The organism is Deltaproteobacteria bacterium, from assembly GCA_016210005.1.
Taxonomy (GTDB): Bacteria; Desulfobacterota; Binatia; order HRBIN30; family JACQVA1; genus JACQVA1.
The window spans coordinates 1-19,576 of record JACQVA010000116.1; the positions used below are offsets into that span (position 1 = coordinate 1).

Below are 19,576 nucleotides of genomic sequence, written 5' to 3' on the forward strand. Positions count from 1 at the left end.
CCCTTCGACTACCTGGTCCAACTCCAGCGCCACGCCACCGAACTCACGGCGAACCCGGGACAGTGGATGCCCTGGAGCTACCGCGACCCGCTCGCCGCACTGAACACCGGTCCCGATCCACCGCGCTGACCGGTGGCGGCTCAGCCGGCTCTCACCCCGCTGATCCGTCGCTCCGTCTCGGTGGCCCGGTCGCAACCGATCGCCCCGGGAAAATCGAGCTATGCATGCTCACCGGAAGGACACGATGAAGCAGAACGTGCGGCTCAGAGCGCGCGCCCGTGCACCAGCACCTTCGGACCATCGGGAAACAGCACCTCGATTTTGTTACCGTCCTTGGTCGCCACGACCACTCCGAGCCCGAAGCTGGAGTGGCGGATCACGTCCCCCTTAGCGAAGCGTTCGCCGGCCGCATAGCGCTGGGCCGCGGCCTGGTCACGGCCGCGCAGCAAGCTTTGGTAATCCGGCGTCCGCGGGCTGGCGGCAGGCTTAGGCGAACGGCGCGAGCGCGCGCCGGCGGCCGACTCGCCTGGCGGATGTGGCCGGAAGGCGTGCTGCGCCCCGCAGGTGTTGCAATGCACGCGCGTGATCTTGCCCGCGATCATGGCCTCCACGGTGTGCGCCAGCATCAGTTTGCAACGCGTGCACCAGCTGTCGACGTCCTTTCCGACACTGACCGGTTTCATTATCCCTCCGTACGTTGGGCGGTTTCACGCCGCTGACTGTGAGATGAGGATCTTGCACCATCTTGCCCAAGGTGCTCCCGGCGCCAGCGCGGCCCGCCCTCATCGCGCACCGGGTTGGGTGAGATCGGGAACGCCAACAGGCGGCACTCGATTGCACCATTGAACAAGATGTGACGGCGAGCGGCGCGCAAGCCGATGCGCTGGCCCAACTCGCGGTCACCGGTCAAGACATACCCGGTCCAGCCGACAAACTTGCGGCGCAGGGTATCACCCAGGGTAGCGTACAGGTGGGCCAAAGCGGCGCGCTCGCCTAGCCGCACTCCGTACGGCGGATTGGTGACCACCAGCCCGGAGCTGGCCCCGCGTGCCGCGATCGGCTCGCACTCGCTGAGCGCGCGTTTTTCAATGTGCACGCAGCCGCGCATGCCGACCCGCTCGACATTGCCAATGGCAGCGCGGACCGCGCGCGGATCTTCGTCGTAGCCGCAGATTCGCGGCAGACGCTTGGGGTCACGGATCGCGCCCGCCGCAGCCTCTTGGCGCAGCCTGTCCCACAGCTGCGGCTGATGGCCGTGCCATTTGAGAAAACCGAAATAGCTTCGCTCACTGCCCGGTGCCACACCGGCTGCCATCAGCGCCGCTTCGATCGGCAGTGTGCCCGAGCCGCACATCGGGTCGATCAGCGCAGCTCCGGTGCTGGCTAGGCGCGGCCAGTCCGCCAGTAGCAGCACGGCGGCGGCCAGGTTCTCTTTCAACGGCGCGCCGGCCTGCTGCTGGCGGTAGCCGCGCCGATGCAGACTGTCGCCGGAGAGATCGAGGCTGACGACCGCGCGGTTGCGATGGAGGTAGACGTTGACGCGGATATCGGGGCGGACCGTCGAGACCGATGGTCGAGTACCGGTGCGCTCGCGTAGCTGGTCGACGATCGCGTCCTTGGTCTTCAGCGCACCGTAGTGCGAATGGCAGACGGCGGACTCGGTGGCCGCGAAGTCGACCGCGAGGGTTTGCTGCGGCGACAGCTGCTCCCACCAGCGCACGTTACGCACCCCGTCATAGAGCGCTGCGGGCGTCTCGGCCTGGAAAGAGGCCAGCGGTAGGAGTACTCGATTGGCAACACGCGACCACAGGCAGGCACGGTAGGCAACCTCCAGCGGGCCGCAAAAGGCCACGCCAGCCCTTTGCTCTACAACCTTGGTGCCGCCGAGTTGGCGCAATTCCGCCGCGAGCAATGCCTCCATGCCCTTGGCGGTGGTGGCGAAGAAAGAGTGCGAGACGGGCGCCATGTCACCAGCCCGAACTGGTGAGTTGCTGGCGGCGACTGGGGAGAGAGCTGCCGGGCATGGGGTTGTTTGTCGCAGGCTGGCGGCAGCGATTCAAGCCAGCGACGAGCAGCAGGGGACCCGCGAGACGGAGGAGGGGGGAACCGTCTCGCGGGCCGGGGTCACGGGGTGGCTTCGCCTCTACGCCACCCGGGCGTTACTGTCGTCCGGTGCCGCGTACGGCTCGAGGTTAATAACCTTACCCCGTGATCGTTCAGCGAGCTGACGCTCCTTCCAAGTGAGCAAGCCGCGGCGCAGGTACTCGGGATTGAGATCGAGCAGCTCGCAGATGTTCGCAAACGAGAATGGCCAGTCGCGATCGTCGGAGAGGATCCAGGCCTCCGAGTCCTCGAACAACTGACGCGCCTTGTGATCGCGCGCAAACAGATGCTTGTGGAAGCAATCCACGGCGTCCTCTAAGATCGCTACGACCAGCCGCCGCTCCGGCTCCTGGGGGGCCTTACGGCGCAGGGTCGAAAAGAACTGGGCTGGGAGCAAGACGTCCGGCTGGAACAGCCGGGAATCGCGCTCGCCTACAATACTCTCTCTCATGGATCGCTCCTTCGGCCGATTAGACGGAAGCCCCCTGATTCGTATTCACCACCGCCAGCGTCCTGATATCGGCCAGTGTGGTATCGGAGAAGAACTCCAGCATCCGCCGCTGCCCTTCCTGCCAGATACGCTGCATATTACAGCTTGCCAGCACCGAGCAGTCACGTTGTTCGGTTACACAAACGTTCAAGGAAATCGGCCCTTCGATGGCCTCGATAACGTCGCGGAAGGTGATTTGTTCCGCCGGCCGGCTGAGCGTGTAACCGCCGTGCGAACCGCGGTGGGGCACGACCAAGCCGGCCCGGGTGAGGTCCTTGATGATCTTCTCCAGGAACTTCTGCGGCACCCGGCGCCGGGCGGCAATCTCTTTTACCGAGGCCGGCTGATCGGTGCGTTGTACGGAGAGATAGATAATCGCCCTCAGGGCGTAATCCACCTTGCGGCTGACTTGCATCATCGACACGTGGCTACCCTCCCGCCCTCAGGCACGGGCCTCCCGATATTCCTGAAGCCACGCCATCTGGATGGCCTCCAACTTGGCTTCGTTCGAGGCCTTGGGATCGTCCTGGAAATCGTCGAGCTGGGTTACCCAGCGGTGCAGGTCAGTGAAGCGCACCTCGAGCGGATTGATCTCCGGGTGACGTTCCATCAGCCCGATGGCAATGTCTTCAGTATCGATCCACTTCAGTCCCATGACACCCTCGTTGAATTTCAGGCAACCTCTTGGACGCGCTTGTGTTCGAGCGCTTCCCGGATCGAGACATCCATCAGGCGCTGCGCCAGCGGCGTGGTGGCCTGATTGAGTTCCTCGGTCAGATCACGGATGCGATTATAATCGGTCCCTTGCATCGCCGCTTCGAGTCGGGCCAGCGCCGCCTCGATCGCCGGGCGCTCGTCGGGCCAGGCGTGATCGAGTTGCTTGCGCGCCGCCGCCGCTAGCGCCGCGCCATCGTTGTTGGCTTCGATCAGGAGCCGAGCACTGACATCCTCTTCGGCGTGGTCGATCGAGGCTTCGAGCATCTGCTCGATTACGTCGTCAGTGAGGCCGTACGACGGCTTCACGTCGATTGACTGCTCGCGGCCGGTGCGCTGGTCGCGGGCGGTGACGTTGAGGATGCCGTTGGCGTCGATCATGAACGTGACTTCGAGGCGCGGCACGCCGGCCGGTTGCGGCTCGACGCCGCGCAGCTTGAAGCGCGCCAAGCTGCGGTTGTCGCGGACCAGCTCGCGCTCGCCCTGCAACACGTGAAAGTCCACGGCGGTCTGGCCGTCGACATAGGTGGTGAACTCCTGCCGGGAGATGACAGGAATGGTGGTGTTGCGTTCGATGATCCGTTCCATCACGCCACCGACGGTTTCAATTCCCAGCGACAGCGGCACGACGTCGAGCAGCAGCATGTCGGAGCGGCGGCCCGAAAGCACCCCTGCCTGTACCGCGGCCCCGAGAGCCACAACCTCCTCGGGATTCAGTTCGCAGTGCGGGCGGCGGCCGAAGAAAGCTTCCACCCGCCGGCGTACCAGCGGCACCCGCGTCGAGCCGCCGACCAGCACCACCTCGTCGATCTCCGCGCCGCTGAGCCGGGCGTCCTTGAGCGCTTGCCGGCACGGATCCAGGGTGCGCTCGACGATGTCGGCGATTGCGGCCTCGAATTGCGCGCGCGTGAGTCGGCGCGAGACATCGATCTGCAGCGCCGGAAGCGAAAGGCGCATGGTGGCTTCCTCAGCCTCGGTGAGCTCAATCTTGGCCTGCTCGGCCACGCGCGTGGCGGCCTGGGCGACCTCGGGATGATCGCGCAAGGTTGCGGGCACCAGCTCGAGCACCAGCGCGGCAAGGCGCCGATCGAGGTCGTCACCACCGAGGCGCGTATCACCGCTGGTCGACAATACCTGGAAGATGCCTTCGTGCAGGCGCAGGATCGAAATGTCGAAAGTGCCGCCGCCGAAGTCGTACACCGCGATCGTTCCTTGGTTGCGCTGATCGAGACCGTAGGCCAGCGAGGCGGCCGTCGGTTCGTTGACCAGACGCAGAACTTCGAGCCCAGCGAGCCGGCCGGCGTCCTTGGTAGCTTGCCGCTGGCTGTCGTTGAAATAAGCCGGGACCGTGATCACCACGCGATTAACGGCCTCGCCCAGCACGGCCTCGGCGCGCAACTTGAGCTCGCGCAAGATCAGCGCCGAGACCTCGGGCGGCGTAACCGTCCGGTCGTGCACTTGGAAGCGCACCAGGTCAGCCCCGTTGCCGTCGGCGAAACGAAAGAAGCGCCGATCTTCGGTGGTAACGTGGCTCAGGCCCAGCCCCATGAAACGCTTGACCGAGGCAATGGTCTCCAGCGGATGGTGGGCGGCCAGATCACGAGCGGCTGCGCCCACTACTACCCGGGTGGTTTCCGGGAAGCACACCACTGACGGGAGCAACGCGCTGCCGCTCTCGGGATCACGGATGACCCGCGGCGTATCGCCGTCGAAGTAGGCGATCAGGCTGTTGGTGGTGCCGAGATCGATGCCGAAGATCCGCTCCATTACCGCTCCAGCTCCTTGTCGACGTCCCGCATCAGCGTACGCAGGTACTTGATGGCCGAGAGCGCGGCTTTGAGTTCCTGCGTCAGAGCAGCGGTGTCGGCGGCGCGGGTGTCCCAGCGCGCGAAGTTGCGCGCCAGTGCGGCTAGGTGTGCCTGGCGCTGATCTTCGAGGGTCGCCCTAATCCGCCTGATTTCATCCCTGAGCGCACTGGCGGCACCATCTTGTTGGCGCAGGACTTCGAGCTTCTCCTGGACTTCGAAAACCAGCGCTGCCAAGTCCGGTGGCACGCGGTGGTTCTTCCCACCGAGGGTCTCACCGTGCAGCCCGAGCCAGTAGATGCCACGCTCGACGGGATCGCGCAGCGTGCGATAGGCGCGGTTCAACATCGCCGTGTTCCCCAGGCTGGCGATGCGCGCCTGCGCTGGGCCCCGGAGATGAACATCCGGGTGCAGCCGGCGGCTCAGGTCGAAGTAGCGCCGCTGGAGATGATCCAAGTCGAGGTCGAGCCGGCGTTCGATGCCGAGGATGCGGAAGTAGTCGGTCTGCGCCGCCAGCGCCTGGATGGCATCACAGGTCAGACAAAAAAGGCTGGGGACGTTGGTGGTGCCGCACTGCCAGCAGCGCACACGTGCCACCGCTTCCTGGGGTGCCGGTGTGGGAGGAGTCGGTTCCATACACGCCTAATTCGCTACACCGTAAAGGAAGAGCCACAGCCGCACGACCGTTTGACGTTGGGGTTGTGCAAGTTGAAGCCGGAACTCATCAGCCCATCCGAGTAATCCAGTTCGGTGCCGTTGAGGTAAAGAAAGCTCTTGCGGTCAACGAAGACCTTGGCGCCGTCACGCTCGAAGATCTTGTCGCCCGGGCGCTCGGTGTCGATGTCCATCTTGTACTGGAGCCCGGAGCAGCCTCCGCCCACGACCTTCACTCGCAGCCCGCACTCTGGCTTCTGCTGCTGGGCCAGCAAAGCTTGAATCTTCCTGGCCGCGTTCTCGCTCAAGCTGATCGACACGGGAGTCTCCCATCATTATTTCGCGGCCGCCGCCTGCGCTGTTGCCGGTGCTTGGGCGCCCGCATGCGTCTCCTTGCGCCTTCGCCAGTCATGGATGGCGGCCTTGATCGCATCCTCGGCCAGCACCGAGCAGTGGATCTTGACCGGCGGCAAGCTGAGTTCTTCGACGATCTGACTGTTCTTGATCTGCAGCGCCTCGTTGTAAGTCTTGCCCTTGACCAGCTCGGTGACGTAGCTGGAGCTGGCGATCGCGCTGCCGCAGCCGAAGGTCTTGAAGCGGGCGTCTTCGATGACACCGGCATCACTGATCTTGAGCTGGAGCTTCATCACGTCGCCGCACTCGGGAGCGCCGACGACTCCGGTGCCGACGTTCTCCTCTTCCTTGGCGAAGGAACCCACGTTGCGCGGGTTCTCGTAATGGTCGATGACCTTGTTGCTGTAAGCCATACACGCGTCCTTCCCCGGTGGCCGTTTGCGGTTACTCCCGCTGCCACTGATACGATTTCAGATCGATGCCTTCCTTGGCCATTTCGTAAAGAGGTGACATCTCACGCAGGCGGCGCACCTCGTGCACCACGCGCTCGACGACGTAATCGACCTCTTCCTCGGTATTGAATCGGCCCAAGCCGAAGCGGATCGAGGTGTGCGCCAGGTCCTCACCCACACCCAGGGCTTTGAGCACGTATGACGGCTCGAGGGTCGCGGAGGTGCAGGCCGAGCCGGATGAAACCGCGACGTCCTTCAAGCCCATCAGCAGCGACTCGCCTTCGACGAAGGCAAAGCTCACATTGAGGTTCCCGGCCAGACGTTGGGTGGGGTGGCCGTTGAGGTAGATCTCATCGAGTTGGGAGAAGAGGCCGTGATGGAGCTTCTCGCGCAGGTGCAGCATGCGGGCTTGCTCGGTCTCCATTTCCATCGCCGCCAGCTCGCAGGCTTTGCCGAACCCGGCGATGCCCGGCACGTTGAGCGTGCCCGAGCGCATGCCGCGCTCGTGGCCGCCGCCGTCCATCTGTGGGGTCAGGCGCACGCGCGGCCCCTTGGAGCGGACATAGATCGCGCCGCACCCCTTCGGCCCGTAGATCTTGTGGCCCGTAAGCGACATCAGATCGACACCCATCGCGTCGACATCGACGGGTATCTTGCCGATCCCTTGCACCGCGTCGGTGTGGAAGAGCACCCCTTTCTCCTTGGCGATCTTGCCGATATCCCTGATCGGATTGATGGTGCCGATTTCGTTGTTGGCGTACATGATCGAGATCAGGACGGTCTGGTCGCTGATGGCTCTGCGCACGTCTTCGGGGTCCACCATCCCGCACTTGTCGACTCGCAGGTAGGTAACCTGCGCCTTGCCGACTCGCTCGAGCGCCTTGCAGGTATCGAGCACGGCCTTGTGCTCGGTTACCGCGGTAATGACGTGGTTGCCCTTGTCCTTGTAGAACTCGACCACGCCTTTGATGGCGAGGTTGTCTGATTCGGTGGCCCCGCTGGTGAAAATGATCTCCTTGGCCTTGGCATTGATCAGCTTGGCGATTTGCTCGCGGGCGCGATCCACGGCCGCCTCGGCCTCCCAGCCGAAGGCGTGGTTGCGGCTGGCGGCGTTGCCGAATTTATCCTTGAAGTACGGCAGCATTGCCTCCAACACCCGTGGGTCCATTGGGGTGGTGGCGTGGTTATCCATGTACACCATACGGCCCATCAGCATCTCCTTACGCCAGCAGAGGTTTCTCCGGTACCCGCGGCCCACGGCTGGGCCTCGTTTGTGGTCTGGTCAAAAAGTCGGTGCGGGGCCGGGGCATCAGTCAATTCAGACCTGAATGGTCTAATATCGTCCGGGAATCACCGAGTCAAGGGGTTCTTGCCCTTCGGACGTCGGGAGCGGCTGGCGGCCACGACCGCCGGCGTGCTATGCGCCCGGGTGAATGGCCAGCCCCAGTACTCAGCCGGATCGCGAGCGTCTGGCGGAAATCATCCGGCGCCTCAAGAAGGCATACCCGAAGGCCAAGCTCGCCCTGGAATTCTCCTCGCCATTGGAACTGCTGGTCGCGCTCATCTTGGCCGCGCAATGCACCGACGCCAGGGTCAACGAAGTCAGCGGCAGCCTGTTCAAGAAGTACCGCACGGCCCGAGACTACGCCGGCGCGGGCCAGGAAGAACTCGAGCAGGACATCCGCCCCACCGGCTTCTACCGCAACAAGGCCAAGGCCATCCGCGAGTGCTGCCGGCAACTCGTGGCGAGTTTCAACGGCGAGGTGCCGAACCGGCTCGAAGATCTGGTGAGTCTGCGCGGCGTTGGGCGCAAGACCGCGAACATCGTGCTCGGCAACGCCTTCGGAATTCCCGGCATCGGGGTCGATACGCACGTGTTGCGTTTGGCGCAGCGGCTCGGCTTCAGCCGGCATACCGAGCCCGACAAGGTCGAAGCCGAGCTGACCCCGCTGGTTGCGCCGCGCGCCCAAGTGAAGTTCTGCCACCTCATCCAAGCGCATGGCAGAGCAGTCTGTTTGGCGCGCAAACCGGCGTGCGTCACCTGCGTAATCGCCGACTTGTGCCCGTACCCGGACAAGACCGCCGCCGCCCCCGCTCGTCCAAAGCGTCCCGCCTTCGGACGCAAGCCGGGCGAGATCTGACACAGGTTCAGAAAAGCCCGCTAGCCGGTACGGTCCCCTACGCCGCGAACGGGTCCCACTTCAAGTGAAAGCGCAGGTCGCCCATGAGGTCGACGAACATGAGGCGGTCAGTGAAGTACCAGCCGGATTCATCGCGGGCGAAGCGGTCGTGGTAATGGCCGGCGATGATGATCTGCAACGGCAGCTCGGCGGTGGCTTGCAAGACGGTGTAATACGAACGGGCGAAGGCCGTCAGAGCGCTTTCGTCGACCTCGACGATCAGATTGGTGGTCACGTGCTTGGTGCACGGTTGGCCGCCGTACAATCGAACGGTACTGCGATAGAGATCCAGCACCTCAGTGGTGCCGCGGCGCACTTCGGCAAAGCCGTCGGCGCGGACCGTGGCGCGGGCGAAGAGCTGTGCCGTGCCTTCAAGGTCGCCGGCATCCAGACGCTCGGCGTAGGTGTAGACGAGATTGGCTATCTGATCACGGTCGCAGGTCATGTCGCAGCCAATATCCGGTGGCGCAAGCAAGGTCCAGCACGGTTAGAATCGCGCCCCCTCGCGCTCGTGCCCAATCTCCGCTAAGAGCCACCAATGTCGCACGCCGCCGCCAACCCCTTTCACGTCAGCGCCTTTATGCACGGGCTCGCCCGGTTGCTCTTCCGCCTGTTCGGCTGGAAGACCGAAGGCGCCGTCCCGCAGCCGGCACACTTTGTGATCATTGCCGCGCCCCACACCTCCAACTGGGACGCCTTCATCATGGTGACCGCGGCCTACATCTTTCGCGTCAAGCTGTCATGGTTCGTCAAGGACGCCGCGTTTTTCTTTCCGCTGGGGCCGATCGTGCGCTACTTCGGCGGCATTGCGATCGACCGCAGCCGGCGCGGCCACATGGTCGAACAGGCCATCGAAAGCTTCGCCACCACCAAACAACTGATCCTGGCCGTCCCCCCCGAGGGCACGCGTAAGCGCTCCACTCATTGGAAGACCGGTTTCTACTACATCGCCTACGGCGCCCGCGTGCCGATCGTGCTTGGATATCTCGACTACAAGCGCAAGGTCGCCGGCCTCGGTCCGGCATTCATCACCACCGGCGACATTGAAGCTGACTTCAGAGTATTCGATGAGTTCTACGCCAAGGTGACGCCGAAGTATCCCGAGCTGCGTGGGGTGGTCGCGACCCGCGCGGCGCCGCGCCCCGACCCGCTGGCGATGTCGGCGTAGGTACCGGTTTACTGCGGCGGCTCGAAGACCAGCTTGTAGTGCTGCTTGCCCAATCGGTAGCGCGGCTCGAAGTCGAGCAGCGCCAGCAGGCCGGTGCCATCGAGGGCGCGGCGTATGGAAGCTTGCTCGCCGGCTGCCAGGCGGGCAAAGGCGTCGCGCGGGCGCTGTACCATCCACAAGGTGTACGGGCTGGTGAAGCGCTGGAAGCGCACGTCGCGCAACTCGGTTTCGTGAAAGCCGACGCCGCGCGGAGGCTCGCTCACGTCGGCCGGCCGCGTTGCAGCCCAGGCCTCGAAGGCGCGCAGGTTATCGAGCAGCAACGGCGCGGCGTCGCCGCCGATCAGTTGCAGCAGCGGGCGCAGAGTCGGCGCCAGCGCGTCGGTGGGCAAGAACTCACCGGCGCCAGGCTGAGGATGGTTCATCCGTTCGATCCAAGCACACACCTGCGGCGCGCTCTGGCGCAGTAGCCGGCCGGGCACGGCATCGAGATAAAGATGCGCATAGAGCGGCCCGAGTAGCGCCAAGTCGGCCAGCGACATGCGGCTGCCGAGCAAGAAGTCGTGCGCGGTGAAGTGTCGCGAGAGGATGTCGAGCAGAGCGCGGGTGTGGGCCTCGATTGCCGGAATCGATTCGGGCGTGATGCCCAGGAACGGCAGCGTGCCGTGCATGCGGTCGGCGAATTTCTGCGCCGCCGCCGGGTCGCCGTTGGCGCGCGTAAAATCGGCGCGCGCCTTGGCCTCGCTTTCGGCAAAACTCCAGCGGTAGTGCATCGCCGGCAAAACGCAGAACTCGTCGGCGTAGACCTCTATGAGATACGCCACGATGCGTTGCACCGGTGTCGGCGGATAGACCGGAGGCGTGGGAAAACGGCGCTCTAACTCGTCCAAGATCTCGCTGGTGTCCTGCAGCGTATCGCTCTCGGGCGTTACCACCACCGGAATGAAGGCGAGACCGGTGCGCGGAATGATGACCTCGCGGTAGACCTGCGGGGTCGGCGCAATCTCCTCGAACGGGATCTGCTTGTAGCGGAAGAACGGACGGACCTTGCCGGAGAAGTAGGAAATCTCGGCGGCGTAGAAACGATATGGGTTCTCGGCTCTCATCGGCATCTCGGCCGCGCCCTACGGCTGCAGCAGCTTACAACTCCAGCTGTTGCGGGTGCGGGTGAACAGCTCGCGGTGATGCAGGCGGTGATCGCCGCGGTGCCAGAACTCTATCTCGGACGCAATGATGCGGTAGCCGGTCCAGCCGCTGGGCCGCGGAATCGCTTCGCCGCGGTAGTGATGGCGCAGCTTGCGCCAGGCTGCCAGCAGCTGTGCGCGACTGACCAGCTCGCTGCTCTGCCGCGATGCTACCGCCGCCAGCTGGCTCTCGCGCGGGCGAGTGGCCCAATAGGCGTCGGCTTCGGCGGCGGTCACCGACTCGATTCGGCCATCGATGCGGACCTGCTTGCCGAGCTTGTCCCAGTAGACCGCCAGCGAGGCCTGCGGGTTGTCGCGCAGTTCGCGGCCCTTGCGGCTGCCGGCATTGGTGAAGAACACGAAGCCGCGCTGATCCACGCCCTTGAGCAATACAAAGCGCACGGCCGGGCGGCCGCGGGCATCGGCGGTGGCCAGCGCCATCGCCTCTGGCAGGGCCTCGCCGGCTTCACCAGCTTTCCTGAACCAACGACGGAAACGGGCAATCGGTACGTCTGTCATCTTGCCCTGGACCTTACCGGCAGCAAGCTCGCGGATCAACTGGACGGCCGATCGGTGCGTGACGCGGGGGGAACCGGGCGCGACCTTTCTGTCGCCCTGCCGATTGTGCCTCCGAGAGCCTATGAGGAAATCAACTATGTGCCCGCGGTCGCGGCGAAGTGCGGCGGGAGCACCGCTCCGCGCTCAAGATCAGAAGGCGGAGCGAACGGCATCATTGTTGATGAACGGAGCATTGCTCCACCCCTCCGAGTTCTTCACAGCCCCCGAGAGGAGCCGGCCGAGGGCTCAGGCCGCGCCAACGGCCGCCGGTGCGAGATTGCGCGCCGCCTTCACTGTCTGCGCCGCCTCGTAGAGCAGCGCTTCGGTTTCGTCCCAGCCGATGCACGCATCAGTGATCGAGACGCCGTATTCGAGCGCCGCCCCTTCTCGCCACGTCTGTTTGCCGGGCCGCAGGTTGCTCTCCAGCAGCACACCCATGATGGGCTCGTAACCGTCGCGCACCTGCCGCAGTACTTCACGACACACGTGGGCCTGCCGGGTGTGATCCTTGTTCGAGTTGTCGTGCGAGCAATCGACCATGATCGGGCGCGCCACGCCTTGCTGTGAGATCAGCCGCGCCGCCCGGGTGACATCGGCCGCCGAGTAGTTCGGCTTGCCGCCCCCGCCGCGCAACACGACGTGTCGATCGGGATTGCCCTTGGTCTTGATCACCGAGGTCACGCCCTCGGCGTTGATGCCCAGGAAAGCATGCGGACTGCGCGCCGAGATCATGGCGTTGAGGCAGACTTCCAAGCCGCCGTCGGTGCCGTTCTTGAATCCCACCGGCATCGACAGGCCGCTGGCCATCTCGCGATGGGTTTGGCTCTCGGTGGTGCGCGCGCCGATGGCGGCCCAGCTGAGCAGATCGGCGATGTACTGGGGCGTGACCGGGTCTAGCGCTTCGTAGCCGCACGGCAGGCCGAGCCGGTTGATGTGTAGGAGAATCTCGCGCGCCAGTTTCAAACCGGTGGCGACATCGCACGACCCGTCGAGATGGGGGTCGTTGATCAATCCCTTCCAGCCGATGGTGGTGCGGGGTTTCTCGAAATAGGTGCGCATGACCACGACGAGTTGGTCGCGGGTGGCCTCGGCCACGGCAGCCAAGCGCTGGGCGTAGTCGCAAGCGGCTTCGCGGTCATGAATCGAGCACGGGCCGACCACCACGAGTAACCGCTGCCGGTCGCGGCCATGGATGATGTCGCGGATCGCCCGCCGTGCGTGCAGCACCACGCGGCTGGTCTGCTCCGTACGCGGCAACTTCGCCTGCACGGCTTTGGGCGAGATCAACGGGATCACCTCGGCCAAGTTCGCGTTCTCGATTTTCTCTGCCATTGGTCGCCTGCCTTTCCGTCTTGCGGGCAAAAAAAAAGCCCCGAGATTGCTCCCGGGGCTTTCGGTTTCTGCGCCGTCAATCGGCCGTTACACGCTCACGCAGACTCCAGCGGCCCCGGTACCCACCAGGGGAAGCTAAAATACGCGAAGGCGTAGCGGCTCGTGGAGATCATGTGCTGCCCTTGTAGCTCGCCCGCCGGATTGCGTCAACCGGATCGTGCCGGTTCAATCAAGCAGGGCGAGCAACTCCGGGATGCGCCGGATGACGTGGTGCGGGCGCGGCTCGCTCTCGGGCGGCTGGCGGTCGTCGCGGTGCCAGAGCAGCACGGAGCGCAGCCCGGCCTGGTTCGCGCCGGCGATGTCTTGCAGCAACGTGTCGCCGACGAAGAGCGCTTCGTGCGGCTCGCAGCCGGCGCGCCGCAGGGCTTCGGTGTAGATAAGACCATCGGGTTTGCACGACCGCGCCTCTTCGCTGGAGAGCACGGAGTCAAACTGTGCCGCGATCCGGGCCACGGCGAGCAGGTGTTCGAGCTGGTCAACGTCGATATTACTCACGATGCCGAGATGCAGGCCGCGTTCGCGCAACTGCTGCAAGGTGTCCAGCACCCCGTCGCGCAGCGTGAAGTCGCGGGCGTGGCGCTGCCACTGAGCCGCGCGATAGCGGTCGAGCTGAAGCGGGTCAGGAGCCACGCCGAACGCCGCCAGCATGCCGAGCGCGGCATCGCGAAACAGATCGCGGTGGAGGTAGAACCGCCGCGGCACGTAGGCGCGGAAGACGCTGCGCAGGGCTTCCCGGTACGCGCTCTGGATTACCGGCGGCTCGGCGGTGATACCGGCCCAGCGCGCCAGCTCGACCAGGCTCTCGCGCTCCGCCGCTTCGAGCGTGGCGTAGTCGTACAGAGTCCCGCCGAAATCGAACAGTACTGCCTTGGTGCTCATCGCCGTGCTCGTGTTGCTAGCTGTAGCGCGCCGCCACCCCGCGGGCGGGGCCGTGCCGGGAAACGGCTTCCCGCAGATCAGTGAGGAAGCCCTCCACTATCTTGGCGTGATTCGGCGTCACCATCATGTGCAAGGCGTGGGGATTTTCCTGGCGATCGAGATGCCAACCCTTGTCGTCCATTGCGTCACCCACGGCCATGATGTCGATTTCGTCGGAACCGAACGCCATCAAGCTGGTGTCGGGCTGGCCCCAGATCTTCAACGGCCCGATGGCCTCGATCCCAGCACGCAGCCGCTGCGCCGTCTCCATGACGAGCGACTGCAATCGTAAATAGCCGGCCTCGCCGAGGTAGTTCATTACCGCCCAGGCCGCCGCGATCGGCGCCGCCGGACGGGTGCCGGCAAACGCCGCCGAGCCGTACAGCCCGCCGGGCCAGTCATCGTACATGAACATCTGGTATTGAATCGTCGCCTGGCTGCGATGGGCGATCACCGAGGCGCCCTTGGTGCAATAGCCGTATTTGTGCACGTCCGCCGAAATCGTGGTCACGCCCGGCACGCGAAAATCCCACGGTGGCACCGGATAGCCGAGCCGCTCGATGAACGGCAGCAGGAAGCCGCCGACGCAAGCGTCGGTGTGGAACGAAATGTTGTGCTCGGCTGCCAGCCGTGCCAGCTCGGCGATCGGGTCGATGACGCCGTGCGGATAACACGGCGCCGAGCCCACCATCAGTACGGTGTTGCCGGTGATCAGCTTCGCCGCCGCCGCAACGTCAGCCCGCAGATCATCACGCAGGGGCACCGGCTTCATCTCGACGCAGAGATACTTGCCGGCCTTCGCAAACGCGGGATGCGCCGAGCGCGGGATCACCATTTCCGGCGCCGTAATCCCCCGCTCCGCATGCGCGCGGTCACGCGCCGTCTTGACCGCCATCAGGATGCTCTCGGTACCGCCCGAGGTCATCGCCCCGGTCGCGTCCTCGCCGCCGTGCAAGAGATCGGTGGTCATGGCGACAATATCCGCCTGCATCTGGCGCAGGCTGGGGAAGCGGAAGGGGTTGAGGGCATTCTCGAACAGGTAGAGATTATTGGCCTCGCGCAGCACCTCATCGACGTCATCGCCCGCCGGGTAGACCAGGCTCCAAGTCCGCCCACCATGCCAGTCGGCATCGCGGGTCTTCATCTCTCGCATTGCGGCGAAGAGGTCAGCGCGCGGGATTCCGGTTCTCGGCAGCTTCATCTTCTTGCGACTGCGCTCGCTCATTGCGCCAGGGCGTGCACCGGCGGGCGTCGGCCGGCCCATGGGCGCGCTTGCTCCAGTTGTGCCGCGACGCGAATGAGCAAGTCCTCTCGCCCATAGGCGGCCGCCAGTTGCACGCCGATGGGCAACCCGTCCGCGCTCCAATGCAGCGGTAGCGAGATTGCCGGCTGGCCAGTGACGTTGAAGGCGGCGGTAAACACCGTGCACGGTGTGCTGCGGAACAAGCCGCGCAGCGGATCTTCCGCTGTCGAGCTCAGCTCGCCGAGCTTCACCGGCGGTGTTGCCATCGTCGGTGTCAGCAGGAGATCGAACCCCTCGCTCCACCAGCCGGCGATACGACGGGTGAAGCCGTGCATCCATTCCACCGCGCGGACATATTGCAGCGCCGACACCGCTCGGCCCATCTCCGCCAGCCCCCAGCTGTTGGGTTCGACGTCGGTCGCACCGATCGGGCGGCCGAGCTGCTCGCTCCAGTACGCCAGGTCACGGGCCGTCCAACTGGTTACGACGCTGGAGAAGTGCGTCATGAAGTCGGGGTCCGCGAGCGCGCGTGGATAGGCATCCTCGACTACGTGGCCGAGCGACTCCAGCAGGCGCGCGGCGCTGTTGGCCGCGGCCACGCAGTCAGCGTGCACCGGCACGGTGTCGACCGGTGAGCTGGTCATCAGGCCGATGCGCAAGCGGCCTGCCGGCGCGCCGACCTCGTCGCGAAACGGCCGCGGCGGTGGCGGTGCGGTGTACGGGTCACCCGGCATTGCTCCCGAGACGGCGTCAAGAATAGCTGCGGTGTCGCGCACCGAGCGGCTGATGGCGTGCTCGATAACGCAGCCGGCCCAAGTCTCCCCGGCATCGGGGCCGAGCGAGACCCGCCCGCGCGAGGGCTTCAAGCCCACCAGGCCACAGGCGCTGGCCGGGATGCGGATCGAGCCGCCGCCGTCATTGCCGTGCGCCGCCGGCACCATGCCCGCCGCCACTGCGGCCGCCGAACCGCCGCTGGAGCCGCCGGGCGAGCGCGTAATGTCCCACGGATTGTGAGTTGGGCCAAAGGCGCGCGGCTCGGTGGTCGGCATCGGACCCAGCTCGGGCACGTTGGTCCTGCCTACGAACACAAAACCCGCCGCGCGGAACTTGGCTGCCAGATAGCTGTCGTGCGTCGCCACCCAACGGCGCTCGCGCAGCAGCTGCATGCCGGCATGATAGGGGTCGCCGGCCGACTGGCAAACCAGGTCCTTCAGCAAGAACGGCACCCCGCGAAACGGCCCCTCCGGCAACGCTGCGACAGCCTGCGCCCGCGCCTTGTCGAAGAGCGGGGTGATCACCGCGTTGAGCTTGGGGTTGACCCGCTCGATGCGGGCAATGGCAGCATCGACCAGCTCGCGCGGCGTCAGTTGACCGCGCCGCACCAGGTCGGCTTGGGCCGTGGCATCCAAGGTGGCAAGTTCGTCTCTCATGGCGGCACACTACGACGCCGTCAGGCGCAAAGTCCAGACGGCTTTCCAATAAACCAATCGCGCAGGCAAGGGGGGAAGCAGGCAACTGCTCAGGCCGCCAGCACCGCCGCGATCGCGCCTGCCACTTGCTCGGCGGCGAAAGGCTTGTTGAGGAAGGCACGCGCCCCGGCGGCTTGGCAGCGGGCGCGCACCGTGGCTTCGGTCTCCGCCGAGGTGGCTGAGGCTAGGATCACCCGCGGCGCTCCGTCGATCTGCCGCAATCGTTCGAGCACTTCGATGCCCGAGATGTCTTCGAGGTTGAGATCCAGGACGACCGCGTCGGGGCGCTCACTTTCGTAGTGCCGGACCGCCGTTGCCCCATCCCGCGCCTCAATGACCTGGTAGCCGCGCGCGACCAGTATTCGGCGTAGCAGCAGGCACATCATCGACGAGTCATCAACCACAAGCACCTTCACCATGCTCATCTCCTCATCTGCGGGCCGCTACCGGCGCCGCCATGGCCACCCCCGGCGAGCGTCCGGCAACGCGCACCGCCCAGGCGATGATCTCGGGGGCGATACGGTCCAAAGCGACACTGGCGTCGGCCGCACCCAACGCCACTGCCTCCCGCGGCATGCCGTAAATCGCCGCGGTGGCCTGGTCTTGCGCGAGCGTGCGGGCCCCCGCCCGGTGCATGGCGAGCAAGCCCACGGCTCCGTCAGCGCCCATACCGGTCATCAGCACGCCGAGCGCATTGGGCCCGGCGCAGCGCGCTACGGAGTGGAACAGCACATCCACCGATGGGCGATGGCCACTGACACGCGGCCCGTGGAACACGCGGACGTGGTACTGCGGGCCGTCGCGTACCAATTCAACTTGGGCATCGCCAGGTGCGAGCAGCACACGGCCGGCGTGTACCAGGTCGCCGTCGTTGGCTTGCTTCACCGCCAGCGCGCAGCACTGATCGAGCCGTTCGGCAAATGGCCCGGTGAAGCGTTCCGGCATGTGTTGAACAATCACAATGCCGGGGGCATCTGCCGGCAAAGCCGCCAAGACCGCCGCCACGGCCGCCGGGCCGCCGGTCGAGGCACCGATGGCCACGACCGCTTTCGGGGCGATTTGTCCGAGCCGACGCCACGGCGCTGCCGGGGCGCGGCCGCCCCCTGGCGGTACCATACGCGCCTGCGCCGCCACCTTGACCTTCTGCACCAGCTCTGCGGCGATCGCCTCCAGCCGCCCGTCTGAATCGAGCCGCGGCTTAGTGACGAAGTCGATAGCGCCCAACTCCAGCGCCCGTAACGTGGTGGCGCAGCCGTGCTCGGTCAGTGCCGACACCATCACCACCGGCAGCGGATGCCGGCGCATGAGTTCGGCGAGGAAGGTCAGGCCGTCGACGTCGGGCATCGACACATCGAGAGTGATGACATCGGGCTGCAGCGCCGCGATCTTGCGCCACGCATTGGAAACATCTGCGGCGACTCCCACCACCGCAATCGCCGGATCAGTGGACAACAGGCGCGACAACAGCTGGCGCGCAAAGGCAGAGTCGTCGACGACGAGCACCCGGATCGCTCCCGCCATGGTCAACCTCCGTCGCGCAGCGACGCGGCGGCAGGAGGCCAATGCGCCGCTCGCTCTGGGTTGACGCGGGCTACGCGAGCCCGCCCGGTATCGGGCTCGAAACGCAGGTGGCGCGCATAGTGGCCGCCGCAATCGCTGGCGACCACGATGATCTTGGCCGCCGCCAGAAAGTGCAGGGCGTAGCTGATGTTGCGCCGGGCGATGTCGTTGCGCAGCGGCAGCTCCAGCAGTTGGGCGCCGCCGAAGAGCTTGGCCACCACCCGGCCGCAGTCGGCGCCCAAGGCCGCCAACGCCGCCAGCAGCTGGGGCATGGCGTCGCTGCCGAAGCGCGCCGATCCGCTGCTAGCGCTGCCGCATGCCGGCAATGCGAAGTGATTCATGCCGCCGATACCCGCCCTCGCGTCGTAAAGACACACCGCCACGCAGGAACCCAGCACGGTGCGCAGCACCACCGCCTCACGGCTCGCCCGCACCTCGCCCACGTGCAAGTCGATCTCAGGACGCCGCAGTTTGGACATGGTGAGCAGCGCCGCTCCGGCGCTGGTACATCGTCGGGCCGACGACGCGGAAACCGGCGCCCAGCCCCAGCAACCCTTCCGAGTGCCCGAGCAACAGCAGCCCGTGCTCGCGCAACCTGGACTCGAAGCCTTGCACGATGCGGCCCTTGGTGGGCCGGTCGAAGTAGATCAACACGTTGCGACAGAAGATGGCATCGACTTGCCCCGGTAGCGGCCACGCTTGATCGAGCAGGTTGACGTTGGCGAAGCCGACGAGTTCGCGCACACGGGCGCTGAGGCGTACTAGACCGCGACCGCTGCCCGTGAAATAGCGGCGGCGCAGGAACGCCGGCAACCGCGCCACCTCGGCGCGAGAATAGTGGCCCGACTGCGCTTGTTCGAGGGCGTCGCTGTCGATGTCCGAAGCGAAGATGCGGATGTCCCACCGCTGTCCGGCTGGCAGGCTCTCCAGGATCGTCATCGCGATCGAGTACGGCTCCTGGCCGGTGGCGCAGCCCGCGCTCCAGATGCGTAGGCAGCGCGTGCCGTTGCCGCGCGCTTGCGCGAACCACGCCGGCAGCCACACATCCTTGAGGTACGTGAAGTGGTGCAGCTCGCGGAAGAAGGCGGTCACCTTGGTGGTCACCGCGTTGATGAAAGCGGTGCGCTCGACGCCCTCGGGGTCGTAGCGCGTCAGATACTCGCAATATTCGCCGTAGCTGTGCAGGCCGAGATGCCGCAACCGCTTGCTCAGTCGCGTTTGCAGCAACGAGCGCTTGCTCGCGCTCAGCGCGATGCCGGTGTGGGTGACGACCAGCTGGCGCAACCAGCCGAACTCCCGGTCCTCGAGCGCCGGCAGATCCACGTGCCGCTCCCC

The 19,576-nt window shown here is 65.6% G+C and carries 23 protein-coding genes; 2 read left to right on the plus strand and 21 right to left on the minus strand.

Translation table 11 applies throughout. From position 1 onward, the window contains the following. Nucleotides 1–263: 263 nt before the first annotated feature. The 10 genes from HY699_11055 to HY699_11100 all read right to left on the minus strand — a co-directional run bounded on the left by HY699_11055 (nucleotide 264) and on the right by HY699_11100 (nucleotide 7,782). The gene (locus HY699_11055; protein MBI4516339.1) at nucleotides 264–683 is read right to left on the minus strand and encodes a hypothetical protein; all 420 of its coding nucleotides are present in this window, start codon (nucleotides 681–683) and stop codon (nucleotides 264–266) included. Beyond that, nucleotides 683–1,966: a hypothetical protein gene (locus HY699_11060; GenBank protein MBI4516340.1), complete on the minus strand. Its 1,284-nt coding sequence runs from the start codon at nucleotides 1,964–1,966 to the stop codon at nucleotides 683–685. The genes HY699_11055 and HY699_11060 overlap by 1 nt, the downstream gene beginning before the upstream one ends. A 177-nt stretch (nucleotides 1,967–2,143) precedes the next feature. Then, the gene (locus HY699_11065) at nucleotides 2,144–2,554 is read right to left on the minus strand and encodes a hypothetical protein (protein ID MBI4516341.1); all 411 of its coding nucleotides are present in this window, start codon (nucleotides 2,552–2,554) and stop codon (nucleotides 2,144–2,146) included. 19 nt (nucleotides 2,555–2,573) lie between these two features. Beyond that, nucleotides 2,574–3,017 carry an Rrf2 family transcriptional regulator gene (locus HY699_11070; GenBank protein MBI4516342.1) on the minus strand — a complete coding sequence of 148 codons (444 nt, stop codon included), beginning with the start codon at nucleotides 3,015–3,017 and terminating at the stop codon, nucleotides 2,574–2,576. 18 nt (nucleotides 3,018–3,035) lie between these two features. Continuing rightward, nucleotides 3,036–3,248 carry a Fe-S cluster assembly protein IscX gene (gene iscX, locus HY699_11075; GenBank protein MBI4516343.1) on the minus strand — a complete coding sequence of 71 codons (213 nt, stop codon included), beginning with the start codon at nucleotides 3,246–3,248 and terminating at the stop codon, nucleotides 3,036–3,038. A 17-nt stretch (nucleotides 3,249–3,265) separates the two neighbouring features. Continuing rightward, on the minus strand, nucleotides 3,266–5,074 hold the full coding sequence (hscA, locus tag HY699_11080; GenBank protein ID MBI4516344.1) for a Fe-S protein assembly chaperone HscA: 1,809 nt from the start codon (nucleotides 5,072–5,074) through the stop codon (nucleotides 3,266–3,268). Further along, entirely contained in the window at nucleotides 5,074–5,748 is a 675-nt protein-coding gene (hscB, locus tag HY699_11085; GenBank protein ID MBI4516345.1) for a Fe-S protein assembly co-chaperone HscB, read from the minus strand. The genes hscA and hscB overlap by 1 nt, the downstream gene beginning before the upstream one ends. Nucleotides 5,749–5,762: 14 nt before the next feature. After that, nucleotides 5,763–6,080, minus strand: coding sequence for an iron-sulfur cluster assembly accessory protein (locus tag HY699_11090; GenBank protein MBI4516346.1), 318 nt, complete (start codon nucleotides 6,078–6,080; stop codon nucleotides 5,763–5,765). Nucleotides 6,081–6,101: 21 nt separating this feature from the next. Further along, nucleotides 6,102–6,533 carry a Fe-S cluster assembly scaffold IscU gene (gene iscU, locus HY699_11095; protein MBI4516347.1) on the minus strand — a complete coding sequence of 144 codons (432 nt, stop codon included), beginning with the start codon at nucleotides 6,531–6,533 and terminating at the stop codon, nucleotides 6,102–6,104. Nucleotides 6,534–6,564: 31 nt separating this feature from the next. Beyond that, nucleotides 6,565–7,782, minus strand: coding sequence for an IscS subfamily cysteine desulfurase (locus HY699_11100; protein MBI4516348.1), 1,218 nt, complete (start codon nucleotides 7,780–7,782; stop codon nucleotides 6,565–6,567). A 223-nt stretch (nucleotides 7,783–8,005) separates the two neighbouring features. Here HY699_11100 and nth point away from each other — a divergent pair, with 223 nt between their 5' ends. Beyond that, nucleotides 8,006–8,713, plus strand: a complete 708-nt coding sequence (gene nth / locus HY699_11105; GenBank protein ID MBI4516349.1) for an endonuclease III — start codon at nucleotides 8,006–8,008, stop codon at nucleotides 8,711–8,713. Nucleotides 8,714–8,750: 37 nt separating this feature from the next. On the opposite strand, the gene HY699_11110 is transcribed toward nth, so the two are convergent. After that, nucleotides 8,751–9,197: a nuclear transport factor 2 family protein gene (locus tag HY699_11110; protein ID MBI4516350.1), complete on the minus strand. Its 447-nt coding sequence runs from the start codon at nucleotides 9,195–9,197 to the stop codon at nucleotides 8,751–8,753. A gap of 135 nt (nucleotides 9,198–9,332) precedes the next feature. Between HY699_11110 and HY699_11115 the strand changes: the two genes are divergently transcribed. Further along, nucleotides 9,333–9,920, plus strand: a complete 588-nt coding sequence (locus HY699_11115; GenBank protein ID MBI4516351.1) for a lysophospholipid acyltransferase family protein — start codon at nucleotides 9,333–9,335, stop codon at nucleotides 9,918–9,920. An 8-nt stretch (nucleotides 9,921–9,928) separates the two neighbouring features. Here HY699_11115 and HY699_11120 read toward each other — a convergent pair whose 3' ends face one another. The 10 genes from HY699_11120 to HY699_11165 form a co-directional block, all read right to left on the minus strand. Next, nucleotides 9,929–11,023, minus strand: a complete 1,095-nt coding sequence (locus tag HY699_11120; protein MBI4516352.1) for a glutathione S-transferase family protein — start codon at nucleotides 11,021–11,023, stop codon at nucleotides 9,929–9,931. Between the two features lie 18 nt (nucleotides 11,024–11,041). Further along, entirely contained in the window at nucleotides 11,042–11,620 is a 579-nt protein-coding gene (gene pdxH, locus HY699_11125) for a pyridoxamine 5'-phosphate oxidase (protein ID MBI4516353.1), read from the minus strand. Between the two features lie 285 nt (nucleotides 11,621–11,905). Then, complete coding sequence (locus HY699_11130; protein ID MBI4516354.1) at nucleotides 11,906–12,991, minus strand: 3-deoxy-7-phosphoheptulonate synthase; 1,086 nt, start codon at nucleotides 12,989–12,991, stop codon at nucleotides 11,906–11,908. Between the two features lie 225 nt (nucleotides 12,992–13,216). Further along, nucleotides 13,217–13,930 (minus strand): HAD family hydrolase, encoded by a 714-nt coding sequence (locus tag HY699_11135; protein MBI4516355.1) that lies wholly within the window; start codon nucleotides 13,928–13,930, stop codon nucleotides 13,217–13,219. Between the two features lie 16 nt (nucleotides 13,931–13,946). Then, complete coding sequence (locus HY699_11140) at nucleotides 13,947–15,113, minus strand: aspartate aminotransferase family protein (GenBank protein MBI4516356.1); 1,167 nt, start codon at nucleotides 15,111–15,113, stop codon at nucleotides 13,947–13,949. 77 nt (nucleotides 15,114–15,190) lie between these two features. Continuing rightward, nucleotides 15,191–16,642, minus strand: coding sequence for an amidase (locus HY699_11145; GenBank protein ID MBI4516357.1), 1,452 nt, complete (start codon nucleotides 16,640–16,642; stop codon nucleotides 15,191–15,193). Nucleotides 16,643–16,731: 89 nt separating this feature from the next. Continuing rightward, a complete protein-coding gene (locus HY699_11150) occupies nucleotides 16,732–17,100 on the minus strand; it encodes a response regulator (GenBank protein MBI4516358.1) in 369 nt (122 codons plus the stop codon). A gap of 10 nt (nucleotides 17,101–17,110) precedes the next feature. After that, the gene (locus tag HY699_11155; GenBank protein MBI4516359.1) at nucleotides 17,111–18,202 is read right to left on the minus strand and encodes a chemotaxis response regulator protein-glutamate methylesterase; all 1,092 of its coding nucleotides are present in this window, start codon (nucleotides 18,200–18,202) and stop codon (nucleotides 17,111–17,113) included. Nucleotides 18,203–18,204: 2 nt separating this feature from the next. Beyond that, on the minus strand, nucleotides 18,205–18,720 hold the full coding sequence (locus HY699_11160; GenBank protein MBI4516360.1) for a chemotaxis protein CheD: 516 nt from the start codon (nucleotides 18,718–18,720) through the stop codon (nucleotides 18,205–18,207). Further along, nucleotides 18,698–19,564 (minus strand): protein-glutamate O-methyltransferase CheR, encoded by an 867-nt coding sequence (locus HY699_11165; GenBank protein ID MBI4516361.1) that lies wholly within the window; start codon nucleotides 19,562–19,564, stop codon nucleotides 18,698–18,700. The genes HY699_11160 and HY699_11165 overlap by 23 nt, the downstream gene beginning before the upstream one ends. Between the last annotated feature and the right edge of the window lie 12 nt (nucleotides 19,565–19,576).

Coding starts and splice junctions, on each gene's coding strand:
- HY699_11135 (MBI4516355.1), bottom strand. CDS start 13,930: ATGAGCACCAAGGCAGTACTGTTCGATTTCGGCGGGACTCTGTACGAC.
- HY699_11140 (MBI4516356.1), bottom strand. CDS start 15,113: ATGAAGACCCGCGATGCCGACTGGCATGGTGGGCGGACTTGGAGCCTG.
- HY699_11115 (MBI4516351.1), top strand. CDS start 9,333: ATGCACGGGCTCGCCCGGTTGCTCTTCCGCCTGTTCGGCTGGAAGACC.
- pdxH (MBI4516353.1), bottom strand. CDS start 11,620: ATGACAGACGTACCGATTGCCCGTTTCCGTCGTTGGTTCAGGAAAGCT.
- HY699_11065 (MBI4516341.1), bottom strand. CDS start 2,554: ATGAGAGAGAGTATTGTAGGCGAGCGCGATTCCCGGCTGTTCCAGCCG.
- HY699_11130 (MBI4516354.1), bottom strand. CDS start 12,991: ATGGCAGAGAAAATCGAGAACGCGAACTTGGCCGAGGTGATCCCGTTG.
- hscA (MBI4516344.1), bottom strand. CDS start 5,074: ATGGAGCGGATCTTCGGCATCGATCTCGGCACCACCAACAGCCTGATC.
- HY699_11110 (MBI4516350.1), bottom strand. CDS start 9,197: ATGACCTGCGACCGTGATCAGATAGCCAATCTCGTCTACACCTACGCC.
- HY699_11120 (MBI4516352.1), bottom strand. CDS start 11,023: ATGAGAGCCGAGAACCCATATCGTTTCTACGCCGCCGAGATTTCCTAC.
- HY699_11145 (MBI4516357.1), bottom strand. CDS start 16,642: ATGAGAGACGAACTTGCCACCTTGGATGCCACGGCCCAAGCCGACCTG.
- iscU (MBI4516347.1), bottom strand. CDS start 6,533: ATGGCTTACAGCAACAAGGTCATCGACCATTACGAGAACCCGCGCAAC.
- HY699_11055 (MBI4516339.1), bottom strand. CDS start 683: ATGAAACCGGTCAGTGTCGGAAAGGACGTCGACAGCTGGTGCACGCGT.
- HY699_11060 (MBI4516340.1), bottom strand. CDS start 1,966: ATGGCGCCCGTCTCGCACTCTTTCTTCGCCACCACCGCCAAGGGCATG.
- HY699_11150 (MBI4516358.1), bottom strand. CDS start 17,100: ATGGTGAAGGTGCTTGTGGTTGATGACTCGTCGATGATGTGCCTGCTG.
- HY699_11100 (MBI4516348.1), bottom strand. CDS start 7,782: ATGGGCCGTATGGTGTACATGGATAACCACGCCACCACCCCAATGGAC.
- nth (MBI4516349.1), top strand. CDS start 8,006: ATGGCCAGCCCCAGTACTCAGCCGGATCGCGAGCGTCTGGCGGAAATC.
- hscB (MBI4516345.1), bottom strand. CDS start 5,748: ATGGAACCGACTCCTCCCACACCGGCACCCCAGGAAGCGGTGGCACGT.
- HY699_11155 (MBI4516359.1), bottom strand. CDS start 18,202: ATGGCGGGAGCGATCCGGGTGCTCGTCGTCGACGACTCTGCCTTTGCG.
- HY699_11160 (MBI4516360.1), bottom strand. CDS start 18,720: ATGTCCAAACTGCGGCGTCCTGAGATCGACTTGCACGTGGGCGAGGTG.
- iscX (MBI4516343.1), bottom strand. CDS start 3,248: ATGGGACTGAAGTGGATCGATACTGAAGACATTGCCATCGGGCTGATG.